Raw genomic sequence first — 22,830 nt, forward strand, 5'->3', positions numbered from 1 at the left:
GTGGCAGGTCATGGGGCATTGCCGGCGAGCTGGTCGTTCACCAGCGACGTTCGTCGGCGCTCGCCAGCGTTCGTCCGCTGCCAGTCAGACAAGGTGGAAGCTCGTGTGCCAAAAGTCCGCGACGCCGAGATGTTGCGGTGCAACGGCGTGGTTGGCCGCATCGAGGACGACCGGGTGGCCGGTGAGAATGGCTTGGATTCCCGTCTGCAACGCGACGGGGTCTGCGAATACCGCGCGGCTGGACGTGAGCATGTCCGAGGTGAACTCGGACTGGCTCACAGGGCCGGAATGCTCGGCGAACACGAACGCGTCGTGCCAATTGAGTGTACTCCATTGCGGCGCCGCTCCGCCGGCCAGTAGCGGCTCTGCCGCGTTCGGGGCCGACGCCTCATTGGCGAAGCGGAAGCTGTCCTCCGTTGGAGAGCCGAGGACATGCGGCATGGCCCGCATCGCGTCGCCGAAGGAGCTCGTGCTCGACTGAGCGTTCGAAGGTTGAGTGGACGCGGGCAGCGCCGCGGACGCGCCGATGACGCCGTCGCCGTTGAGGTCCTGATGCAGGCTCGTCTCGAGCGATTTCAGCGCCGCGCTCGTTCCGGACACGACGCCCATCGGATCTGATATGTAGTTGCCGTTGCTGTCCGCGTTCCACATCGTGTACTGGTCGGTTCCCGGAATCCGCCAGGCGACCTGATACCCGCCGGACACGCTTTCGGCTCCGATCGGGCGCCATCCACCCAGCTCGCTTGCGATGACCGGACTGCCGCCCATCGCGAGTACGGGTCCCGTGGTGCCCCCGACAGGGACGACTAGGTAGTTGGCCCCAAGCTGCATCAGCGACGTCGCGCCGACGGACTCGATGATGGTACCGTTGATGCCGATCACACCGTCGCCGTTGAAGTCCTGATGCAGGCTGCTCTCGAGCAGCTCGAGCGTGGCGCTCGTGCCGGAGACGACGCCGATCGGATCCGACAAATAGTTGCCGTTTCCGTCGGCGTTCCACATCGTGTACCGGTCGGTGCCCGGAATGTGCCAGACCACCTGGTATCCGCCGCCGTTGCTTTCAGCCCCGATCGGCTGCCATCCGCCCATCTGACTGGCGATCACCGGCGTCCCGCCCATCGCGAGCTGCGGGCCGGAGTTGCTGCCGGCGGGAGAGACGAGATAGTTGGCGCCGAACTGCATCAGGGTTGTCGAACCGGCCGACTCGATGACCGTGCCGTTGAGGCCGATCACGCCGTCACCGTTGAAGTCCTGATGCAGGCTGCTTTCCAGGAGCTCGAGCGTGGCGCTCGTCCCGGAGACCACGCCGATCGGATCCGACAAATAGTTGCCGTTTCCGTCGGCGTTCCACATCGTATACTGGTCGGTGCCCGGAATGTGCCAGACCACCTGGTATCCGCCGCCGTTGCTTTCAGCACCGATCGGCCGCCATCCGCCCATCTGGCTCGCGATCACCGGCGTCCCGCCCATCGCGAGCTGGGGGCCGGCGGCGCCGCCGGAAGAGAGCAGGTAGTTGGAGCCCAGCTGCATGAGAGTCGTCGCGCCGGCGGACTCGATGACCGTGCCGTTGAGGCCGATCACGCCGTCGCCGTTGAAGTCCTGGTGCAGGCTGCTCTCCAGCAGCTCGAGCGTCGTGCTCGTCCCGGAGACCACGCCGATCGGATCCGACACGTAGTTGCCGTGTCCGTCGGCATTCCACATCGTATACTGATCGGTGCCTGGAATGTGCCAGACGATTTGGTATCCGCCGCCGCTGTTCTCAGCTCCGATCGGCCGCCACCCGCCCATCTGGCTTGCGATGACAGGGGTTCCGCCCATCGCAAGCTGAGCGCCCGACCCGCCCGAGGGTACGACGACATAGTTGGCCCCGAGCTGGACGAGCGACGTCGAGCCCGCCGCCTCGATGACGGTGCCGTTGATGCCGATCACGCCGTCGCCGTTGAAGTCCTGATGGAGCCCAGCTTCGAGCAATTCGAGCGTCGCGCTCGTTCCAGAGACGACGCCGATCGGATCGGAGATGTAGTTGCCGTTACTGTCGGCGTTCCACATCGTGTATTGATCGGTGCCCGGAATCTGCCAGACCACCTGATATCCGCTACCGGCTCGCTCGGCTCCGATTGGGCGCCACCCGCCCATCTGGCTCGCGATCACCGGCGTGCCGCCCATCGCAAGCTGCGGACCCGAGCTGCCGCCAACCGGATAGAGATAATAGGAGGTGCCGTATTGCACCAGGCTCGTCGCTCCCGCGGACTCGATCGTGGTCGGGGTTGCGCCGGTGACATGGAAGCCGAGAGCGTCCAGCTGCCTCAGGTCGGCTGTCGTCAGCGTTTGCAGGGTGCTGTAGGTGTAGAACTCGTTGAACGGATCGTTGCCCCCCTGCACGCCGTTGTTGAGAAAGTCGCTGGGGTCCGAGGACTGGCCGTAGTCGCCGAGCTTGGTGTAGCCGCCGTCGAGGGAGAAGTAGGCCGTCGAGGCGGTCGCGCCGCCGGTCATCAACCGGGTGCCGGGACTCGAGAACCGGTAGAAGTCGAAGATGTCGGGTTGCGGCCCATAGGGCACGCGGCCGAAGGCATGGGTCAGTTCGTGCAGCGCCACGCCGACGAGCAGGCTCGGATTTATATCGGTCGCGAATGTCGCGCTGCCGTCGTCAGTGGTCGTGTCGTTGGCGCCCAGACCACCCCACAGCTTCAACTGCGAGTTCCAGACCGCGACGTAGGACTGCCCCTGGATGCTCGAGCCCGTCGGCAGGGCAGTGAAGGTGGTGTCACCCGGGGTGGCATTGTTGATCAGGTTCGACCGGATGCTGGAATAGGCCATCCATTGTCCGCCATCGGGGCCAGCGGCGGCATGGCCGCCAGTGCCGCTGTAGTCGATCTTGATGTTGACCGTGATGTGATCGGAGATCGCCGAACTGAGGATCGTGGCCGCCTGCTGAATGCCGGCGCGGAAGCTCGCGGGGGCATTCATGGCTGCGGTATCGAACAGCAGGTTGATCGTCAGCCCGCCACTGCTGATCGTCGTCGCGGCCCCGATGCCGCCGAAATCGCCCTGAGCGAGTTGCGCTTCGACCGCCTCTTCCGGAAGTTCGACGGGATTGCTCGGCGGAGGTCCGACATCCTCTTCGACCGGATAAGACTGCAACAGAGTCATGGCCTCAATCCCAGCTGATCCCGCAAGCCGCCATGGCGCAACTCCAGGGAGCTGATTCGCAGCCATGTCTCCTCTATCTATCAGGCCGATCGTGTTGCCTGGAAGTTAAAGGGGCATCGCGGAACAGGAACACCGCTGAGATCCGGCGCCGCACCGCGGGCCGAACGAGCGTTCGGGCCGGGTTCAATCCAGAAGCTCCGGCAGCCGGTTCAGGAACGCGGGCGCCGGAAGTGCTGCGCCAAAATTATAGGGATTGTCGGCGAGAGCCCGGCGATAGCGATCGAGCAGGGCGCCCCCTGCGCGAAGCGGCTGGGTTGCGCCGTCGAGGCAGTCGAGCTTGTAGCGGACGGCCTCGGTGATGTCTTCGGCGCTGTTCGGATGAATTTCCAGGCCGTCGCGCGCCAGCACGGCGGCGTCGATCAGCAGGGCCTGCAACGGCTGGCGATACGTTTCCTTCAGCGACAGAAACCGCCTGTTCCGCCGGTCATAGACCGGGCGCACCGTGAAATCGGTGCGCTCGTGCCAGAACTGACAGTCGTTGGAGATGCAGTTCACGAGCAGCATCGGTGTTCCCAGTGCCTGCACAGCAGTCGTCAAGCCCGAGGTGGTTCCAACGAACAGGCGTGCGGCGGCACACAGAAACAGGTCCATCTCCGCCGACTTGATGTCGCTATGCGCATAGTCGAATACGCCCGGCATGCCGGCGATGGGCGTCATGCTGCGATCGCCGAGCCGGACCACGGCCCCGCCGCGCGCCGTGATGGCGGCGATCGCGGCCATGTAGTCGCCGACATTGGCAGAGCGATGCTGGCGCGTCGTGCCGGGCCCGTCGCCGTGATAGCCGCCCTCGCGGATGTGGATCGCGACGAACCAGTCGGCGGTCACGCCAGCAGCGCGCAGCCTGGCCGCGCCTTGTTGCATGAGCTCTGCCGGGACATTCACGATCGGCCCGCGCTGCTGCTCGGCCCAGGCGACCTGCGCCTGCGACGCTGCGTGCGCCCATGGCTCAGCCAGACCGTCCGTGCCGCGCACGGCGATGAACTGGTCGCCGACCAGCCGCTGATACGGCAGCAGGTCGTCCACGAGAGCAGGGTCCTCGATGATCGTGACGTGCTGATCGAACAGCCTGAGGAAGGGCTGGTTGACGACCTTGCTTGGCGGCGCGAGCAGCACGTAGTTGGCGCGTGGCAGCATGCCGAGCGCGGCCATGCGCAGGTGGCAATCGATGAAGCCGATATGGCCGATCAGTGTCACCCATTCATAGCCGAGCAGCCGGACCGGGAGCGTGGGATCGAAGATCCGGCTTGCAGCAGCGATGCGTTGGATCAGCGCATCGGGAATCGACCATTTGCGCGCCAGCGCGTCCTGATGATTGAGGGCCGCCTGATAGCTGCGGAACGTGTCGTCGTAGCGGCCCTGGTGATAGAAGTTCTCGCCGAGCTGGATCAGATTGTCGTAGATCAGGAGTTCGCCGGCATTCTCCAGCTCCCAGACGCTTGGCGTATAGGTGGAGGGATCGTAGCCGCCGGCGTAGTTCTGATGCACCATGACCGAGCGCGGATCGCGTTCGACGGAAGCCTTGAAGCATGCAGCCGCACGGACGTGGTCGCCAGCCAAAGCATGGACGGCGCCGAGCTTGCGCAACGCATTGCCGTCGCCCGAGGCTGCGGCGGCCGTCAGGAAATGCGCGGCGACCGGGAGGTTGCCGCGATACATGTGGGCGACACCGACTGCGAAATTGATCGCGAAGCTGTCGATCGCCTCCGGCCGCGGCACCTCGCGGACGATCCGGTCATAGGCGCTGCACAGCGCCAAAGTGGTGAAATAGGCCTGCGCACCGACACCGGTCCCCGCGCGGACGTTATCGCGGAAGATCAGGTTCAAGATCCGCACCGCGCGCAGCGCGCTCGGCTTGCGGCTCGCGGCGAGATGGACCTGCGCCGCCGCGGCCAGCGTCGTCGACGTCAGCCGTGCCAGCAGCGTGCTGATGAACGTGCCGCGTTCGAGCTGATTGTCCATCCACCGCAGCAGTCGGGCGCCGGCTGGCGCAACGATGAGCCTGCTGTCGAGGATATTCGCGGCGCGGGTGGTCAGCGGCAGCAATTGCCGGCGCCGCGCGCTCAGGAACGCATACAGGCGAAACGCCGATGCCGTCAGCCACCTTCGTGGCGACCAGCCGCTCTGCGGCAGCGGCGATGATTGTGCCGTGGGAGTGGCCCGGGTCGGCGCGGCGGCTCGCTGCTGCTTGCCGAGGCGGTGCCGGAGAGAGCCGAAGGGGGCGCGAACCGTCATGGCGCGCGATAGCCAGAAGTGGCGGACAGGATCGCGCGTCGGGTTGTGGTCTGGGCGAGCAGGCGCGTCAGCGACATCGGCCGGGTCCGCAAGGTGATCCATGCCAGCGCCGCAAGGCGGCCGCTGGCGCCGAAGCTCAACAGCAGCCGCAGCAACTGCGTGTCGAGCTCGTTGCCGTCGAGCAATGCGGAGATGCGCGCAGCCTTGGCGGAGGGCGCGGTGTCGCCGCCCAGCACCATCCGCGCCGCCCCGAAGCGATTGCGGCGGGCGAAGACGTTGTCGTAGCCGTCAGGAAACAGCTTGCTGTGCGCGATCAGCGCGCCGATCTCCGCGAGCTTGGCGTTGAGCGATGCGGGGTCGGTCGCCGTGGCGGTCGAGTAGTTCTGGCCGTGAATGCGCCAGTAGCCCAGCGCCTCCGCGATGAAGGAGCAGCCATAGGTCAGGGCCAGCCGGCGCGCGAGAAATGCGTCCGAGAACGAGCCGAGCTTGACGTCGAAGCCGCCGAGCGCCTGCAGGGCCGTGCGGCGGTAGAGCGAGGTGGTGCCGGAAAAGTAGTTGTCGCCAAAGCGCAGCGCCTGGCGAATGTCGGCCGGCGCCAGCATCGCCGATGCCGGAGCCGGTAGCATCACCGGCCGCAGCATTCGTTTCGCGGACGGCCCCTGCGGGCCGATGATCTCGCAGCAGGCGACGATGAGGCCGGCTTCCGGGTGGTTCGCCGCCTGTGCCATCGCCTTTTCGAGATAGGTCGGATGCAGCGCATCGTCGGCACCGAGAAAGCCGATCCAGTCGGTGTCTGTGCCGGCCAGCGCCTCGTTCTGGCCACGCACGACGCCCTGGTTGGTCTCGTGACGGATCAACCGCCAGCTCGGTTTGTCCGCGAGGAAGCGCTCGATGACTGAAATACTGTCATCGGTCGAGCAGTCGTCGATGATGATGACGCGGTCGGGCGCGCGGGTCTGCGCCGCGATGCTGCCGAGCGACTCCGGCAGGTAATGCGCGTGATTGAAGTTGGGGACGACCAGGGTGACGGTCGGTGCGGCGGCTGGACTGCTCGTCGGGGTCATGGCTCAGCAAAATCCTGCTGCATCGTCTGCCTCCGGCCGCTCAAGCCGACGGCAGCTCTTTCAGCACGTCTCCCAGAGCGCCGAAAGCGCGCACGCGGCCGCCCTCGAGATAAAGCCCGAGATTGCAGGTGTCCTGCAGCAGGCCGAGGTCGTGCGACGCCAGCACGACGATGCCGGAACGCCCGGTGATCTGCTGCAGCCGGTCGTGGGTCTTCTTGCGGAAGTGGGAATCGCCGACCGCGATCCACTCGTCCATCAGGATGATGTCGCCGTGGATCGAGGCCGCGATCGAGAACACCAGGCGCAGCAGCATGCCGGAGGAATAGGTCCGGATCGGCAGCTCCAGATAATCCCCGAGCTCGGCGAATTCGGCAATCTCCGGCACGCGCTGCTCGATCTCCTCGGGCGAGAGCCCCAGGATGAGTCCGCGGGTGCGGATGTTCTCGTAGCCCGAGGCTTCCTCGTCCATGCCGAGCCCGATGTCGAACATCGGCACGTTGCGGCCGACCACGCGCAACGAGCCGCGCGTCGGCTCGTAGATGCCGGCGAGCACGCGGATCAGCGTCGTCTTGCCGGCGCCGTTGTGGCCGACGAGGCCGAGCCGGTCACCCTGCTTCAAGGTGAAGCTGATGTCGTCGAGCGCCTGGACGAACTGGAACGAGCCCTCGCTCTTGGACACGCGGCCACCGACACGCGAGGCCGCCTTGATGGCCAGATGCCGGAACGAGCGCGCGTTCGGCGGCGCCACCGGAAACTCGATGCCGATTTGCTTGGCTTCAATGAGAGTCATGATGAGGGTGGTCCGCAGTCCCTGAAGGCCATGAGGTCAGGCCCAATACACGACGCGCGACCGATAGCGCGTGTAGATATACATCATCGCGGCGGTCAACACTGCGGCCGATCCGATGGCACCGGCCCAGGTCGCAAGGCCGGGGATGTCGCCCATCAGCGGGCCGCGCGTGACCGCCAGCAGGTAGGCGACCGGATTGAGTGCCACGACGAACTCACCGCCACGGATCCGTGATGGTTCCCAGATGATGGGCGAGATGAAGAACAGCAGTTGCAGCACGGCCGCCATCACCGGCGGCACATCGCGATAGCGCACGCAGATCATCGAGACGATCACCGAGGCGCTGACGACGAAGACGTAGACGATCATCAGGCCGACGATGGCCAGCACCATTCCGAAGCCGACCGACCAGGGGTAGACCAGCCAGATGAACGGAATGACCGCGATGTTGTGCAGGAAGATGATCAGATTGCGCTGAACCATGCGCATCACATGGATCAGGATCGGCATGTCCACGGCTTTGATCATGCCGCCTGCATTGATCATCGTGTAGCAGGATTCGCTGAGCGACGACGAGATGAAGCCCCAGATGGTCATGCTGACCATGAAATGGGGCAGGTAGGTCTTCATGTCGGCGCCGAGGAAGCGGCCGGCCACGCTGCCCATGATCAGCGCCGTGATGGCGTTCGTGGCCGTGATCCACCACGGGCCCAGCATGGTGCGGCGGTATTTCGAGCGGATATCGCCGGCTGCGAGCGCGCGCCAGGTGACGTGACGGGTGATGAACGGCGCGATGTCCTCGCGGCAGCGCGCCCAGGAAAAGCGACGCTGATCCGCAATCACGAGCCGCTCGACCTGTCCATCGGTCACGGTGGTCATTCCTATCCCTCGCGAATGCCGTAAGTGTCTGTCCTGCCAGACGAAAGCGTCTGGCATGCGGCGCGCCGGCGGCGGATCGCCGCGCTTGCTGCACCATGTTACGCGGGGGCTGTCAACCGGTCAGCGCCAGGCCGCCCCCGGCGGCCAGCAGAGGCGGCAGGGGAAGGGCGTCAGATCGTCCTGGACCCCGAGGCATCGACGATCCGGGGCTCCGGCAGCGGCACCAGGAAGCGGCCGCCGGCATCGAGATACGCCTGATTCCGCTTCAGGATCGGATCGGCATAGATCCAGGCGAGGATCACCACCACGTCCGGCTTGCGGGTGGCGAGTTCGCTGGAGGGCAGCACCGGGATGTGGGCGCCCGGGCTGAAGCGGCCATGCTTGAGCTGGTTGTCGTCGACGATGAACTTGATCCGGCTCTCCAGCTCGAAATGGTAGAGCAGGGTGGTCGTGGTGGTCGAGGCGCCATAGGCGGCGACCAACTGGCCGGCCGCGATGGCCTCGTCGAGGTGAGCGAGCACGCGGCGCTTGCAATCCTCGATGGCGACGAACCAGTCGCGGTAGATCTGCGGCTTGGTCACGCCGCGGCGCTCCTCCTCGGCGATCAGCTTCGATAGCTCCGCCGAGCGCGGCCGCTGGCCGGTGGATTTCGGCTGCGCGAAGGCGCGGATCGAGCCGCCCTTGGTGCCGGTGCGCTCGACATGGAACAGCGTCATGTCGTGCCGGTTCATGAAGGTCTCGAGCGGGATCAACGCGTGATGCGAGACGTGCTCGTGATAGATCGTGTCGAACACCATGTTGTCGATCATGTCGACGATGTAGGAGACCTCGAACACGAAGGCGCCGTCGTCGGCAAGCAGCAGCCGGATGCCCTTGACGACATCGGACATGTTGTCGATGTGGGCGAACACGTTGTTGGCGCAGAACAGCTTGGCCTCGCCTTGCTCCGCCCTGATGCGCTCCGCAAGCGCGCTGGTGAAGAAGTCGGGGATCGTCGGAATGCCTTCGCTGGTGGCGGTTGCGGCGATGTCGCGCGCGGGGTCGATGCCCTGCACCCGCATGCCCTCGGCCTTGAACGCCTTCAGCAGCGAGCCGTCATTGCTGCCCATCTCGGCGACGAGGCTTCCCTTCGGAATCGCCAGCGTCGACACCACCGATTGCGCATAGCGCTTGAAATGCTCGACGAGGCCGAGCGAGACCGAGGTGCGGTAGGTGTAGTCGCGAAACAGCACGTCGGGGTCGACGACATCGAGATTCTGCAGGTGGCCGCAGGACAGGCAGAGATAGCAGTCGAGCGGATAGAGGTCCTGCTTTTCGCTCAGGCGATCTGCGGTCACGAACGCATCGCCGATCGCGGACGGCCGGATCGGCAGCACGTGATCCAGCGAGGTCGAGCCGCATAGGCGGCAATCGGTCTTGTGCTTGACGTGCTGCATGGTTTCGCGGTCCTAGGTTGGCGATCCCCCGGGTGGGGACTGGTCGGCCGAAGCGGAGTTGCGGCGCGTTTTACAGCCCCGCGAAGCTCTTGGCGACCTCTTCTTGCCAGACTGTGGACACGCCGCCATCGAGGAACAGGCTCTGCCCATTGATGAACGAGGCGCGCGGGCTGCACAGGAAATCGAGCGCGTCGGCGCATTCCTCGGCGGTGCCGAGCCGGCCGAGCGGGACCAGCTTGCGGTAGGTCTCCATCAGCTTTTCGTTCTGCTCATAGAAGACGCGGGATTCGCGCTTCAGATAGGTCAGCGGCATGATGGCGTTGACGCGGATGCCGCGGCGGCCGAGCGTCGCAGCATAATGCCGGACCATCGCGTTGAGGCCGCCCTTGACGACGTGGTAGCCGACCGGCTGCGAGGAGCCGACGAATTCGGCATAGACCGAGCTAACCACGCCGATGGCGCGGTCGCCATCTTCGGCAAAATGCCCGGAAAAGCCTTCGATCAGGTCGCGGGAGGCGGTGAGGCCGACCTGGATCTCGCCGGCCCAGGGATCGCCCTGGCCGCGGAAGCGCTGGCTCAGCACGAGGTAACGGATCGGCCCCTGAGCCTCGGCGACCTCGCGCCAGAGCCCGGCAAAGCTGTCGCTGCGCTCGAGATCGGCGGAAAAATGCTTCAGATCGGGCTTATCGGGAAAATCGGCCGGACGCTGCCGCGACACCACGCTGACGGCGCAGCCGCGGGCAAGGAAGCGCTCGACGACCACGCGGCCCAGGCCGCGGGTGCCGCCGACCACCACGGCATGATCGGTCATGCCGCGGCATCCTGCAGCGCTGCGACGCGCCGGACGAGGTCGGCCTGATAGGCCGCGGCGGCAGCGGTGTCGCTGTCCTCGGGGGCGAAATCGGCGAACACGCTGGCGCCGGGGCGGAACGGTCCATTGGTGATCTCGTGTACGACCAGAAGTTCGCTGCGGATGATCAGCGTGTGGAAAAATGCGTTGGACATGCGGTAATAGAACGGCCTGGTGCCGCCCGGCGGCCCGAGCTCGACGACGCGCTCGATCTGGCCGTCATCGTTGAACACGACGATATCGACCTCGCCCTCGATGATATGGAACGCCTCGCTCTTGCCGGGATGCTTGTGCGGCCGGATGTAGGAGTGCGAATCGATCGCGATGATCATCTCGTGCAGCTGATCCTCGCCGTCCGGATGCGCGTTAATGCGGGCGCGCCGCTTCGGGCTGGCCTTCACGGCGGCCTTGAGCGTGTCGATCTCGACCGCGCCAACCGACGAAATGGGGCCCTCCGCCAGGAACACCTCGGGGGATTTCTGGACGAGCGTCATGCGTCATTCCTCGTGATCGAATTGTCGAGCGCGGCGTAGACTGACCGAAACTCCACGCCCCTGGCGGCGAGCGGGGCGAGCTTCTCGCGCACCTTGCCCTCGATGTGCGGCGCGACTGCGAACAGGCACAGCCTGATCCGCTCGTCATCCAGCAGGCGTTGGGAGCCTATCACAGGCGTATGAAATCCGGGCGGGAAAAAGCCCGCTTTGTCGGCGTCGTCGTCCACGGCCGCCGCGATCAGATCGGACAAGCCGAAGGCGTTGACGAACATGATGGCGTGATGGCCGATGCCGAACAGCGCGATCCGATCGCGGTCGGGACCAGCTGCAGTAGCCAACCTGCTGCGCAGTTGCTCGCGTGTGGTGGCGAAGCCGTCACGATAGGCCTGGAACACGCTGGAGGGCCCGCACGGCACCTCCGGCGGGGCGGCCACATCGGCGGGCGTGAGGACCGCGACAAGGGCATCCTCCAGGGCGCCGGGATAGCGAAGCAAAGTGAGAGCGCGATAACCGCTCACCTCGGCCAGACGGCGCAACGTATCCTCGACGAAGTAGCAGCTGTGCTCTTCCCACAGGAAGCAGTAGTCGCGAGCCGCCAGGAATTTGCTGCTGTCGGGGACCTCGATGAGCAGAAGACCTTCAGGTCTGAGCAGATGTTTGAGTGCCTGCAATGCGGCGACGGGGGTCGGACTGTGCTCGGCGATATAGCGGCAGGAGACGATATCGAAGGTTCCATGCCTCGCGGAGGCGGCCGACAGATGTTGGTCGTTGAGGGTGGACTGCCAGCTTTCGAGATACGGATAGTGACCGGCTGGGGCATCGGCATCCAGCGGCAATGTTTCGGTCTCCAGCCCGCGCGCGGCAAGCCGCGACAGCAGCGGCAGCTCGAAGGGGCCGGTGCCGACCACGCGCTGCGCGCCGGGCCGCAGTGACAGCAGGCTGGCGGCCAGTGCATCGAGATGGCCTTCAGGCTCGCGATAGCGAATCCAGGACACTCGCGGCGTCAGCAGCTCGACGGATAGAGTCCCGCGTAGCTGCACCAGCTGGCAGAACTCACACTCGACGACATCGAGATCGACCGTGCGGCCGACCGCGTCGCCTTTGCTGAAGTCGTTGCAGACCGGCAGATGGCCGAGCGACAGCGGCGCCGAATCCAGAGCGTGCCCGCAAATCCGGCAATTTGACCCGTGGTGCTGATCGGAGCGGGCGTTACTCATCGCAATCGGTCGTCCCGTTGGTGATGAACCTGGATAAGTGATGAGCACGAGCCCGGCTGCTCCGCAGCGAACGGAACAGGCCGCCTGCGATCTATGGCACGTTGCTTGAAATCCTATTGCGACGGTGCGGTGAATGTCGGCCTGAGATCGCGGAGGCGACATCCACCGCCGCCATGATGGCGCCGACTGGGTTCCTCACGCTCATTCGAAGAAAATGAATTCGTGGTCGCCGGTGTAGCCGGAGCGCTTGAATTCGAAGGCCCATTCCTCGGGGGTGTGGAAGATGCGGCAGGTGAGCTGCCAGTACATCAGGTTCACCTTCTCGCGCTCATTGCGGTAGCCCTCGACGCAGAGATATTTGCCGCCGCGGCTGACGCGCTCCATCTCGCGCAAGGCGGCGTCGAGATCGTAATTGTAGAGGTTGTGCAGCGTGTTGATCGAGATGACGAGATCGAAATGCTTGTCGGGGTAGGGCAGCTTGGCGGCGGTGCCGACCTGGCAGAACGGCTTGACGCTCTCCATCGTGTGCTCGACGCCGTAGGAGGAGATGTCGATGCCCGCGACCTCGAGGTCCGGAATCGCCTCGCGGAAATCGTGGAGAATAAAACCCTTGCCGGAGCCGACATCGAGCACGCGCATGCCCGGCTTGATGCCGTAGGTCTCGATCATGGCGTCGGCGACCTTGCGCCAGCGGCCGTCATATTTGTAGCCGCCATAGCCGGTCTCGCGGCTGCCGTCCCAATAGTCGTAGTCGAACTTGATCGCCATCTCCGCGACATCGGCCTTGTCGCGCTGGGTGACGCGCGCGAGATAGTCGCGCTTGGTCGATTTGTGGACGAGACTGACGAACTCGCGATAGGCCATGAAGCTCTCCAAGCGTGTGGGTGTCGATTAATCAGATGTGGCGCCGATCAGGCCGAGCTGCGCCTCGGCCTTGGCGAGCTGCGCGGCGCAGCGCTGCGCCCAGGCGCCGGTGTCGGCGAAGGCGCGGCGCTTCGCTCCGAGCGGCAGGAAGTCATTCAGGATGATGCAGGTCCATTTGACCTGATAGGCATCTATCAGGAGGCGGCAGCGCGCGACGCTGGCTTCGTCGAGCGCGAGGCCCTCGGTCAGCCGGTCGATGAAATGCTCGTGCACGGCGAGCGGCACCGGCACCTCGGGCTGGCAGAAGAAGTCGGAGACCAGCTTGGCCGGATCGTCGCAGCCGGCATATTCGAAATCGAGGAAGGTGAGCTTGCCCTGCTCGTCGATCAGCGCGTTGTGGAAGCCGAAGTCGGACGGCGACAGGCAGACCTGATCGGCGGGGATGGCGGCGTCCGGGACGAGCCCTTCCGCTGCGGCGCCGTGCAGAATGGTCGCCTTCACGTCGGCCCAGGCTGGCTGCAGCCGTTCCGCCACGAAGGCCCTTGCCTCGGCGACATGCGGCACGTCGGCGTCGAGCGTCGCCAGCCGGGCGACGCGGCGCTCGACGGTGGCGAGATGCTCGGCGAGCGAGAAGCAGGCCTCCGATCCCGGCGCCAAGGCAGGGCGGGGCGGGGCGTTCACCGCGAGCACGAAATCGATCGCGGCATCGACATGGGCGGGAGCGAGCTCGACCGCGGTCAGCTTGCGTCCCTCGACGAAGCTGTAGAGGCCGGCCTGCTCGGCGCGATCGCAGGCCAGAGGCTCGGGCACGACGCGGACGCCGTGCGACCAGGCGTGGCTGATGAAACTCCACTCCGCGCCGAGCCGGTCGCGGGTGTCGCGGGTGTCGGTGAAGTAGCGCTTGAGGACCAGCGGGCCGTCGGCGGTGTCGAGGCGGAAGACCTGGTTGTTGCGGCCGCCGGCGAGCCGGGTCAGCGCCGTCGGGCTCGCCTTGCCGGCCTGCGCGGCCAGGCGCTGCGCCAGGGACAGCAGGGCGGCGTCCGCGCTGGCCTCAGCCGCGGTCACGGAGATCCGCCGCGATCTCGGCCCAGGACGCGCGCCGTTCGTAAGTCACGGGTTTGGTCGCGAACTGGTTTTCCGGATCGAACAGCACCTTGCGCATGCCCTCCGGGAATCCGCTCATGCCGAGGATCTCCGGCAAATCGTCGACGAACACCTCGCAATCAAGCGCATGCGCGCGCGCGACCTTCTCGTCCTTGGTCAGCTCGAAGAACACCCTGTCAGGCGCGATCTGGCCGGAGGCCTCGCCCATCAGGCCGCGGTCGGTCAGGAAGCCGCGCGCGGCGGCATGCATGTCGTGCTTCGGCCCGAGAATGGGATGCCTGGTCTTATGGCTGACGATGAACAGGTCATGGCCGGCGGAGCGGGCCGCCGTGACGAACTCGGCGAAGCCAGGGTAGGGCGACACCAGGTCCATGCGGGCGCCGTAGACGTAGCCCTGCAGCTCGGTGAAGTCGTCCTTGCGCCCGCTGCCGTTGAGGTGGTCGCGGACGCTGTTCTTGTCGCGGCCGAGGTCGGCCGGGATCAGGCCGCGTTCGAGCGCGGCCGCATGAAACACGCCGTCATAGCAGGCGATCGTGTTGTCGAAGTCGATCCCGATCCGCATGGCCAGAACTTAAGCCAGCGACATGTCGATCAGCGGACGGCCGACCTTGCCGGCAGCGAGGTCCTGCAGCGCCTGGTCGGCCTGGGCGAGGCTGTAGGGCTTCGACAAGAGGTCCCGCACCGGGAAGCGGCCGGAGCTCAAGAGCCGCCCGTAGCGTCCGTAATCGCGATCCGGCACGCTGTCGCCGCCCCAGGTGCCGAGCAGGCTCTTGCCCTGGTTGAACACGCCGGGGTTCAGGGTCAGCGCCGCGCCATGCTTGGCATTGCCGATCACGACCGCGCGGCCGCCCTGCTGGCGGGTGGCGTTGACGGCCTGGTCCATGACGCCGGGGATGCCGGAGGATTCGACCGCGAGATCAACGCCCTGCGGCACGATCTTCTTGATCTCGGCCAGCACGTCGCCGTTAGCGTCGATCACATGCGTCGCGCCGTAGATCTGGGCGAGTGCGCGGCGCGTCGGGTTGGGGTCGATGCCGATTACCGGCATCGCGCCGGCCAGCGCCGCCGCCATCAGCGCGTTGAGGCCGATGCCGCCGGTGCCGAACACGGCGACCGCATCGCCCGGCTGCACCTTCAGCACATTGTAGACCGCGCCCATGCCGGTCGGGGCGGCGCAGCCGAGCAGCACCGCGACATCCATCGGCAGGTCGGGCGGCAGCAGGGTCAGGCGGTTCTCGCTGACGACCGAATGGCGCTGGAAGGTGGTGACGCCGCCGGCGTTGACCTTCTTGCCGTCCCAGTCATAGACGGCGCCGCCGGCCTCGATGCCGGTGCCCTTGATCCAGGACAGCACGACCTTGTCGCCGACCTTGACCTTGGTGACGGCGCTGCCGGTCTCGATGACCGTGCCGGTGCCCTCATGGCCGAGGCAATGCGGCACCCATTTGTCCTCGCCCTTGTCGCCGCGCCACTCCATCACCTGGGTGCCGCAGGCGCCGGAATAGGCGATCTCGACCAGCACCTGGCCCGGCTTCAAGGCGGGGGTCTCGATCTCGGCGAGCACGAGCGGCTGGCCGGTCTGGACCAGGAGGGCAGCTTGGGTCTTCATGTGATGTCTCAGCTCAAGGCGTGGATGATCTTGTCCGCGATCTGGTGGCCGGTCAGGCCGAGCACCTCGCGGGCATATTCCTGTTCACCGGATTTCTTGAAGAAGGCATCCGGCGTGCCGAAGCGCAGGAATTTCTTTGCCTGCGTCTCGCTGTCGACGAGCCACTCGGAGACGGCGGCGCCGAAGCCGCCGATCAGCGAATGCTCCTCGATGGTCGCAACCAGCTTGAAGCGGCTGAAGGCCTGCTTGAGCTTGTCCTCGTCGAGCGGCTTCACGGTGTGGAAGCTGACGACCTCGGCGGACATGCCCTTTTCCTTCAATCTGTGTGCGGCTTCAATGGCTTCCGGCAGCATGTTGCCGGTCGAGAGCAGGCACACGTCGGAGCCTTCCTCGATGGTGATCGCCTTGCCGATCTTGAAATCCGCGATGGGGCCCTTGTGAACGACAGGCTCACCCTTCTTGCCCATGCGGATGTAGACCGGGCGGTCCTGCTGCATCGCCGCGCGCAAGGCGCCGCGCACCTCGAAGGCGTCGCCCGGGCAGATCACGACCATGTTCGGGATCGAGCGCAGGAACGAGATGTCCTCGCAGGCATGGTGGGTGGGCCCAAGGCCGGAATAGGCCAGGCCGGCGCCGACGGCGACGATCGTCACCGGGGCCTCGTGATAGCAGACGTCGGTGCGGATCTGCTCCAGGCAGCGCGTCGTCACGAACGGGGTGATCGTATAGGCGACCGGGCGCAGGCCGTTCATGGCCATGCCGGCGGCGACGCCCATCATGTTGGCTTCGGCGACGCCGCAGTTGAAGAAGCGGCTCGGATGCTTGTCCTTAAACTTGTCGAACAGGCGGTTGCCGATGTCGCCCGAGAGCATCACGACACGCGGGTCGTCATTGCCGAGCTTGGTCAGTTCGTCCGCGAACGCGTTTCTCATGACAGGCCGAGCTCCTTGAACGACTTGACGACCTCCTCAGCGGTGGGGGCACGGTAATGCCAATTGTTGTCGTCCTCCATGAACGACACGCCCTTGCCCTTGACGGTGTGGGCGATCAGCGCCACCGGCTTGCCCGAGCCGTTCGGGATGTTCTGCATGGCTTCCGCCAGCGCGCCGACGTCATGGCCGTCGATCTCGTGCGCGTCCCAGCCGAAGGCGGCCCATTTGTCGCGCAGCGGAGCCAGCATCAGGGTCTCGTTGGAGCGCGCGGTCGCCTGCCACTTGTTGTAGTCGACGACGACGCAGACGTTCTCGAGCTTCTGGGCGGCGGCGAACATCGCGGCCTCCCACACCGAGCCCTCGTTGTTCTCGCCGTCGGACAGCAGCGCGAACACGCGGTAATTCTCGCCCTTGATGCGGCCGGCCAGCGCCATGCCGCAGCCGAGCGGCAGGCCGTGGCCGAGCGAGCCGGTGGCGGCCTCGACGCCGGGCAGCAGATTCGCCGGCGGATGCTCGGCGAGTCGGCCGCCGTCCTGGCAATAGGTGTCGAGCTCCTCGATCGGAAAGTAGCCCTTCATCGCCAAGGTCGCGAACAGCGCCGCGGCGGCATGGCCCTTCGACAGGATGAAGCGATCGCGCAGCGGATCGGTCGGGTTCTTCGGGTCGATGTTCAGCACATGCCAATAGGCGGCGGTCATCGCATCGGCGCAGGACAGCGACGAGGCGAGATGCGCGGCCTGGGCCTTGTGCGACATCTCGATGATCTTGCCGCGCAGCTTCGCGGCCTGCGCCTTCAGGGCGGCCACGTCGGGCTTGGCCGCGGTGTTCCGGACTGCCACGTTCATCGTGCTCTCCAGTCGCGCCTCCCGGGGAGGCGCAGGAATGAATCAGGGTTTATGCTCGTACTTGGTCGGCAGCTTGGCCATGACATCCTCGAAGCGTCGCGCCCAGTCGATGACGTCGTCGATGCCCTGTTCCAGCGAGAAGGTGTCGCGCCAGCCGAGCTCGGTGCGCAGCTTGAAGCTGTCGAGCGTATAAGCGGTGTCCTTGCCGGGCCGCTCGGGACCGATCTCGACGCAGTCCTCGAAGTTCTTGCCAAGGCGGGCGAGGATCATCTCGACCAGCGTGCGGATCGAGACCAGCTCATAGCCGGAGATATGATAGGTCTCACCGAGCTTGCCGCTGCGGCCGATCTTCACGGTCGCATCCGACACGTCGGTCATGTGGATGAACACGCGCACCGACTTGCCGCCGCCGTCGAGCCGCAGCTTCTGCCCGGTCATCGCGGCGACAATGGTGCGCGGCACGATGCGGTAGAGCTGCTGGCCCGGGCCATAGACATTCGCGGCGCGGGTGAACACGACCGGGAACTGGTAGTTGGCGAAATAGGTGCGCAGGCTCATGTCGCCGGCGGCGCGCGACACCGCATAGGGCGTCGACGGGTTGAACGGCGCATCCTCGCGCACCCAGCCCTCGGTCGAGCCGTAGACTTCGGGCGTCGTCACGTGGACGTAGCGGTCGAGGCCGTCATAGTTGCGCAGGATGTCGTGCAGGCGGACGGCGGAGACGACGTTGGTCATCATCCAGTGGTCCGGATAGAGCCAGCTCTCGCCGACCATGCTCTGCGCCGCGAAGTTCACGACGTGGGTCGGCCGCTCGGCGGCCAGCAGCGCCTTCAGCGCATTGAGGTCGTGGTTGAGGTCGACACGCTGGAAGCGGACCTTGCCGGGACGCTTCTGCCATTTGTAGGGCAGGAACGCGTCATGCGGCTCGTCGGAGCGGCTGGTCGCGATCACGTCGTGACCGGCCGCGGCCAGGAAGTCGACGAAGGTTGCGCCCGAGAAGGAGTTCGAGCCGAGGATCAGGTACTTTTCGTTCGCAGCCATCGTTTCTGTCCGTCAGACCTCGCGCGTGGTGATGATGTCGCCACGCTGGGCGTACAGCCACTGCATGATCATGTGGCCGATCACCATCTGCGCGTCCTCGGCGATCTGCATGTCGTCGACCGCGAAGTGGATCGGCACGTCGGCCAGCGCCTTCGCCTTGCCGCCGGTGAAGCCGAGCACGGCATAGCTGGTCATGCCGATCTTCTTGCCCTCTTCGAGCGCCTTCAGGATGTTCGGCGAGTTGCCGGAGCCCGAGAAGGTGATCAGCACGTCGCCCTTGCGCGCGAGCACCGCGAGCTGCAGCGAGAACACCTGGTCGTAACCTTCGTCATTGGCGAGGCAGGTGATCACCGACGGGTTCGACGACAGCGAATGCACGCGCAGGCCGGAGCCCGGGGTCTTCGACAGGGCGTAGAGGAAATCGTTGGCGAGGTGGTTGGCGTTGCCGCCGCTGCCGCCATTGCCGCAGAAGAACACCTGCCGTCCGGTCTGCCAGCAGTCGCGCAGATCGTAGGCGAGCTTCTCGACCGGGGCCCAGTCGAAATCCTTCAGCACGGTACTGAAGCGGCTGGTGTAGTCGGCGAACAGGCTGCCGGGGGTCTTGAAGGCCAGGACGTTCATTTCACGACCTCCTTCTCCATCCATTTCAGATTGTACCAGCGATCGTCGTTCTTGAGCTGGCCTTGCGAGTACATGCCGATGATCTCCTTGATCGCGTCCTCGACCGTCTTCTTCGGCCGGAAGCCGGTCGCGAGCAGGCGATCGGAGTTGACGCGATAGCTGCGCGGATCGTTCGAGGGCGTCACGATGACCTCGGCCGGCACGTGCTTGGTGACGAGCTTGGCGATGTCGAGGATCGAGATGTTCTCGAAGCCCGCATTGTAGACACCGGTGTGCTCGGGATGATCGAGCAGGAAGAGATAGAGATCGGTGATGTCATCGATATGAATGTTCGGACGGGTCTGGTCGCCGCCGAACACGGTGATGCGGCCGTTCATCAGCGCCTGCATCGTCAGCATGTTGACGGAGACATCGAGCCGCTGGCGCGGGGAGTAGCCGCAGACGGTGGCGGGGCGAACGATCTGCACCACCATGTCGTCCTTGTAGGACAGCACGATGCGCTCGCCGCACATCTTGGTCTTGTTGTACTCGGAAATCGGCAGCAGCTCGAGATCCTCGGTGACCTGCTCCTCTTCCTTCACACCGTAGACGCTGCCGGAGGAGGCGTAGATGAAGCGCTTGATGCCGTGGCGGTAGGCGCGATCGGCGAGCTGCATCGTGGCGAGGCAGGAGATCTCCCAGGTCAGCTTCGGGTCGAGATCGCCGCAGGGATCATTGGCGACGCTGGAAAGATGGATGATCGCGTCGACGCTGGTCAGGTCGATCGCGTCGGGATTGCGGACGTCGCCCTGGACGACGGTCAGATCCGGATGCGGCTCGAGGAAGTTGCCGAACCACATGATGTCGAACGCGACGACCTTGTGGCCCGCCTTCAAGAGCTTCGGCACGAGCACGCTGCCCTTGTAGCCGCACGCTCCGGTCACGAATATCTTCATCTGCGCAATCCCCGTGGCTCGCCTGTCGTCTCGCCGGCTGGCGCGTCGCGCGCACCTTTATGCAAATTGGCAGGAGAAGGCGGCCAAAGCCGCCCGTCAAGCGTCTCCGCCACGGCGCGGTTCGTGCTTAAACTCCAAATGAGCCCGGCGCAAGCTTTCCGGGTTGCCGATATCCCGATGATAACCGCTGGTTTCCACGCACAAAATGCGGTCCAAATAGTTGGGGATGATTTCGGTGGAGAGATCGACGACCGGTTTTCCGAGCGCCGCGATGTCGGCGATCACCGCTGGGTCGAACACGTAGACCGCGCCATTGGCGAGGTTCCCGGGCGGATTTTTGACCTTCTCGTGGAAGGCGATCACTCTGCGCTCGGCATCCAGTTCGAGAATCCCGCAAGAGCTCGGATCGTCGGTCCGGAACGCCAGCATCGTCATGATGCAGCCGGCTGGCCGGCCCTGGTGGGCGGCGAGCAGGCCCTTGACGTCGAAATCCGTCAGATTGTCCGCGTGCGCCACCAGGAACGGCTGATCGCCGAACCAGGCGCGGTTCGCCAGGATGGTGCCGCCGGTGCCGAGCAGTTCATCTTCGTGAACGAGATCGATCCGGTCGCGCCAGCGCGACTGCGCGACGTGGGCCACGACCTGTTCGGCCAGCCAGTGCGTATTCAGCAGCGCGCGCTCGATGCCGCCCTCGAAGACGAGGTCGAGCCAATAGTCGAGCAGGGGCTGGTCGTGCACACGCACGAGGCATTTCGGCGTCGTATTGGTCAGCGGGCGCAGCCGGCTTCCGATCCCGGCCGCGAGCAGAAGGGCACGCATGACGACATCCTACTCGTGGCTGAAGCCGGTTTCGTCGATCTCCCGCACCAGCTCCGCCGTCGTCAGCGGCAGGTTGCCGACTCTGGAGACCTGCAGCGCTGCGGCCAGCGAGCCGAGATAGGAGGCCTGCCAGATGTCGGCACCCGCGCGCAGGCCCATCGAGCAGGCCATGAAGAAGCTATCGCCTGCGCCGGAGACGTCCTTTGGTGAGGGATTGAATGCGGGCAGGCGGTCGGAGGTGAAGGTGCCCTCGGCCATGGTGTTGATCAGCGCGCCCTCGGCGCCGAGCGTGATCACCAGGTTCTTGGTGCGGGCCCGTTCGACGAGCCGTTCGCTGATCACGGCGAGGCCCGAGGTGAAGTCGTTCAGCGCGACCCGCGCCTCGCGCTCCGTCGGCGTCAGCAGGGTCATGCCCTTGAAGCGGGAGACGTCGCCGGTCTGCGAGGAGACCTGGCTGTCGGCCGCCATCATCATGCCCTGGGCGCGCGGGCACGATCGGCGATCGCGTCGACGAGATCCTGCGGCAGGCAGCCATAGTTGAAGCAGGAGAACAGCAGGAGATCGCAGCTCTTCAGCGCACGTTCGACCGAGGTCAGCATCTGCCGTTGCAGGTCCGCGTCGGAGGCGTGCTGGCGCAGATGGTTGACGCGCAGCAGCGTCTTGTTGAGGGCGCGGAAACGCTGCTTGCGGGTCGTCGGACGGCTCTGGTCGGTGAAGGCGTTGAAGTTGACGCCGTGCTGCTCCAGCGTGTTGCGCGCGAACCGCGCCGCTTCGTCATCGCCGACGAGGGTGAAGAACTTCACGTCGGCGCCGAGGCCGTGCGCATGCGCCGCCACCGCCCCGGCGCCGCCGACGAAGGTGCGGGTCATCAGCGGCGTCACGACGATGGTCGGATCCTCCTGGGACATGCCGACGGCATCGCAGGTGACATATTCGTCGATGATGAGATCACCGATCACGGCCACCCGCATGCCGGCGAGCTTGCCGAGCAGATCCTTCAGATTCGAGATCTCGAAGCCGTGGCGCTTGGGGAACTCCAGCGGCTTTCGCACCGTCGAAATGTCGATATTGGCGTCGCGCTCCAGGAGCGACAACGAGGCGAAGCGCAGCTCGCCGGACGAGAAGATCAGGCGACCGCCATAGGCGTCCACCGCGGTCTGCTCGGGGTTGGCGCGGTCCTCGAACTCCTTGCCCTTGACGACCACCGTCGGCTTGAGATGCGAGATGAAGTCGGAGGCGGACGTATCCAAGCGCACGGCATGGTGCACAAAGGCGATGGACCGCACATTTTCCAGCCGCATGTCCTGCGCCAGGGTCACGCCGGGCGTCGAATCCGGGTTCACGCCGACCACGAGCACGTCCGCTTGCTCGGCGGCGAACTTCAGGAGCCGCAGATGTCCGGGATGCACGACGTTGAAATTGCCTGACACGAATGCAATCGTCTGCCCGGATTCGCAGGATGCCCGGATCGCATGGCACGCCAGATCCATCCGCGCCGTATCACTCACCTGGTCCAAGGAATTCGCCTCCGGCTCGCTCATGCTGAGGTGCTGCGCTCTGTCAGTGCGCTGGCTGATTGATCGAATCGCAGACGGAAAAGCGCAAGGCCCGCTGGTGGGTTCGGCTTGGGAGAACCGCGTTCGACATCTCTGGCTTCAATCGTCGACATTGATTTCATTGTGAAAAGTCAATGCATTCTCATGATCGGTTCGGAGGAACGCAGCGCTTTCCCGTTTTCAGATCACCTCTTTATCAGGTGTGCGCAGCAGCACAAACCCTTCTGAGCTGTACCGTGCGTCCGGAACTTGAATGTTGTGTTGCTTTCCCGGGCAGCGCCGTATCGCGACTCGTTCCGAGCCCGTTACAACGACGCGGTGATAGTTGCGAG

The 22,830-nt window shown here is 65.3% G+C and carries 19 protein-coding genes and 1 pseudogene; all 20 read right to left on the minus strand.

What is annotated here, in order from left to right; translation table 11 throughout:
* Window positions 1-84: 84 nt before the first annotated feature.
* The 20 genes and pseudogenes from ACVILH_RS17145 to ACVILH_RS17240 all read right to left on the minus strand — a co-directional run bounded on the left by ACVILH_RS17145 (window position 85) and on the right by ACVILH_RS17240 (window position 22,459).
* On the minus strand, window positions 85-3,150 hold the full coding sequence (locus tag ACVILH_RS17145; RefSeq protein ID WP_456713935.1) for an NF038122 family metalloprotease: 3,066 nt from the start codon (window positions 3,148-3,150) through the stop codon (window positions 85-87).
* Window positions 3,151-3,333: 183 nt separating this feature from the next.
* Window positions 3,334-5,442 carry a TIGR04372 family glycosyltransferase gene (locus tag ACVILH_RS17150; RefSeq protein WP_456713936.1) on the minus strand — a complete coding sequence of 703 codons (2,109 nt, stop codon included), beginning with the start codon at window positions 5,440-5,442 and terminating at the stop codon, window positions 3,334-3,336.
* On the minus strand, window positions 5,439-6,506 hold the full coding sequence (locus ACVILH_RS17155) for a glycosyltransferase family 2 protein (protein WP_456713937.1): 1,068 nt from the start codon (window positions 6,504-6,506) through the stop codon (window positions 5,439-5,441). Before ACVILH_RS17155 ends, ACVILH_RS17150 begins: the two co-directional genes overlap by 4 nt.
* Window positions 6,507-6,546: 40 nt before the next feature.
* The gene (locus tag ACVILH_RS17160; RefSeq protein WP_456713938.1) at window positions 6,547-7,296 is read right to left on the minus strand and encodes an ABC transporter ATP-binding protein; all 750 of its coding nucleotides are present in this window, start codon (window positions 7,294-7,296) and stop codon (window positions 6,547-6,549) included.
* A 36-nt stretch (window positions 7,297-7,332) separates the two neighbouring features.
* On the minus strand, window positions 7,333-8,175 hold the full coding sequence (locus ACVILH_RS17165) for an ABC transporter permease (protein ID WP_456713939.1): 843 nt from the start codon (window positions 8,173-8,175) through the stop codon (window positions 7,333-7,335).
* Window positions 8,176-8,345: 170 nt separating this feature from the next.
* On the minus strand, window positions 8,346-9,611 hold the full coding sequence (locus ACVILH_RS17170; protein WP_456713940.1) for a methyltransferase domain-containing protein: 1,266 nt from the start codon (window positions 9,609-9,611) through the stop codon (window positions 8,346-8,348).
* A 70-nt stretch (window positions 9,612-9,681) separates the two neighbouring features.
* Entirely contained in the window at window positions 9,682-10,422 is a 741-nt protein-coding gene (locus ACVILH_RS17175; RefSeq protein ID WP_456713941.1) for an SDR family NAD(P)-dependent oxidoreductase, read from the minus strand.
* Window positions 10,419-10,955: a WbuC family cupin fold metalloprotein gene (locus ACVILH_RS17180; protein ID WP_456713942.1), complete on the minus strand. Its 537-nt coding sequence runs from the start codon at window positions 10,953-10,955 to the stop codon at window positions 10,419-10,421. Before ACVILH_RS17180 ends, ACVILH_RS17175 begins: the two co-directional genes overlap by 4 nt.
* Window positions 10,952-12,172 (minus strand): methyltransferase domain-containing protein, encoded by a 1,221-nt coding sequence (locus ACVILH_RS17185; protein ID WP_456713943.1) that lies wholly within the window; start codon window positions 12,170-12,172, stop codon window positions 10,952-10,954. Before ACVILH_RS17185 ends, ACVILH_RS17180 begins: the two co-directional genes overlap by 4 nt.
* 201 nt (window positions 12,173-12,373) lie before the next feature.
* Entirely contained in the window at window positions 12,374-13,036 is a 663-nt protein-coding gene (locus ACVILH_RS17190; protein ID WP_456713944.1) for a class I SAM-dependent methyltransferase, read from the minus strand.
* Window positions 13,037-13,063: 27 nt separating this feature from the next.
* Complete coding sequence (locus tag ACVILH_RS17195; RefSeq protein WP_456713945.1) at window positions 13,064-14,101, minus strand: phosphotransferase; 1,038 nt, start codon at window positions 14,099-14,101, stop codon at window positions 13,064-13,066.
* Complete coding sequence (locus tag ACVILH_RS17200; RefSeq protein ID WP_456713946.1) at window positions 14,088-14,702, minus strand: hypothetical protein; 615 nt, start codon at window positions 14,700-14,702, stop codon at window positions 14,088-14,090. Before ACVILH_RS17200 ends, ACVILH_RS17195 begins: the two co-directional genes overlap by 14 nt.
* A 9-nt stretch (window positions 14,703-14,711) precedes the next feature.
* Window positions 14,712-15,749 carry a zinc-binding dehydrogenase gene (locus tag ACVILH_RS17205; RefSeq protein WP_456713947.1) on the minus strand — a complete coding sequence of 346 codons (1,038 nt, stop codon included), beginning with the start codon at window positions 15,747-15,749 and terminating at the stop codon, window positions 14,712-14,714.
* A gap of 8 nt (window positions 15,750-15,757) precedes the next feature.
* Window positions 15,758-16,681, minus strand: a complete 924-nt coding sequence (locus ACVILH_RS17210; protein WP_456713948.1) for a transketolase family protein — start codon at window positions 16,679-16,681, stop codon at window positions 15,758-15,760.
* Window positions 16,678-17,526, minus strand: a complete 849-nt coding sequence (locus ACVILH_RS17215) for a transketolase (RefSeq protein ID WP_172182498.1) — start codon at window positions 17,524-17,526, stop codon at window positions 16,678-16,680. The genes ACVILH_RS17210 and ACVILH_RS17215 overlap by 4 nt, the downstream gene beginning before the upstream one ends.
* A gap of 42 nt (window positions 17,527-17,568) precedes the next feature.
* Complete coding sequence (locus ACVILH_RS17220) at window positions 17,569-18,567, minus strand: NAD-dependent epimerase/dehydratase family protein (protein ID WP_456713949.1); 999 nt, start codon at window positions 18,565-18,567, stop codon at window positions 17,569-17,571.
* A gap of 12 nt (window positions 18,568-18,579) precedes the next feature.
* Window positions 18,580-19,188: an SIS domain-containing protein gene (locus ACVILH_RS17225; protein WP_035640025.1), complete on the minus strand. Its 609-nt coding sequence runs from the start codon at window positions 19,186-19,188 to the stop codon at window positions 18,580-18,582.
* Window positions 19,185-20,123, minus strand: a complete 939-nt coding sequence (locus tag ACVILH_RS17230) for an NAD-dependent epimerase/dehydratase family protein (protein WP_456713950.1) — start codon at window positions 20,121-20,123, stop codon at window positions 19,185-19,187. The genes ACVILH_RS17225 and ACVILH_RS17230 overlap by 4 nt, the downstream gene beginning before the upstream one ends.
* Before the next feature lie 96 nt (window positions 20,124-20,219).
* Window positions 20,220-20,942: a nucleotidyltransferase family protein gene (locus tag ACVILH_RS17235; protein WP_456713951.1), complete on the minus strand. Its 723-nt coding sequence runs from the start codon at window positions 20,940-20,942 to the stop codon at window positions 20,220-20,222.
* 9 nt (window positions 20,943-20,951) lie between these two features.
* Window positions 20,952-22,459: pseudogene (locus ACVILH_RS17240) on the minus strand (PfkB family carbohydrate kinase).
* Between the last annotated feature and the right edge of the window lie 371 nt (window positions 22,460-22,830).

The organism is Bradyrhizobium sp. USDA 4353 (assembly GCF_054063215.1).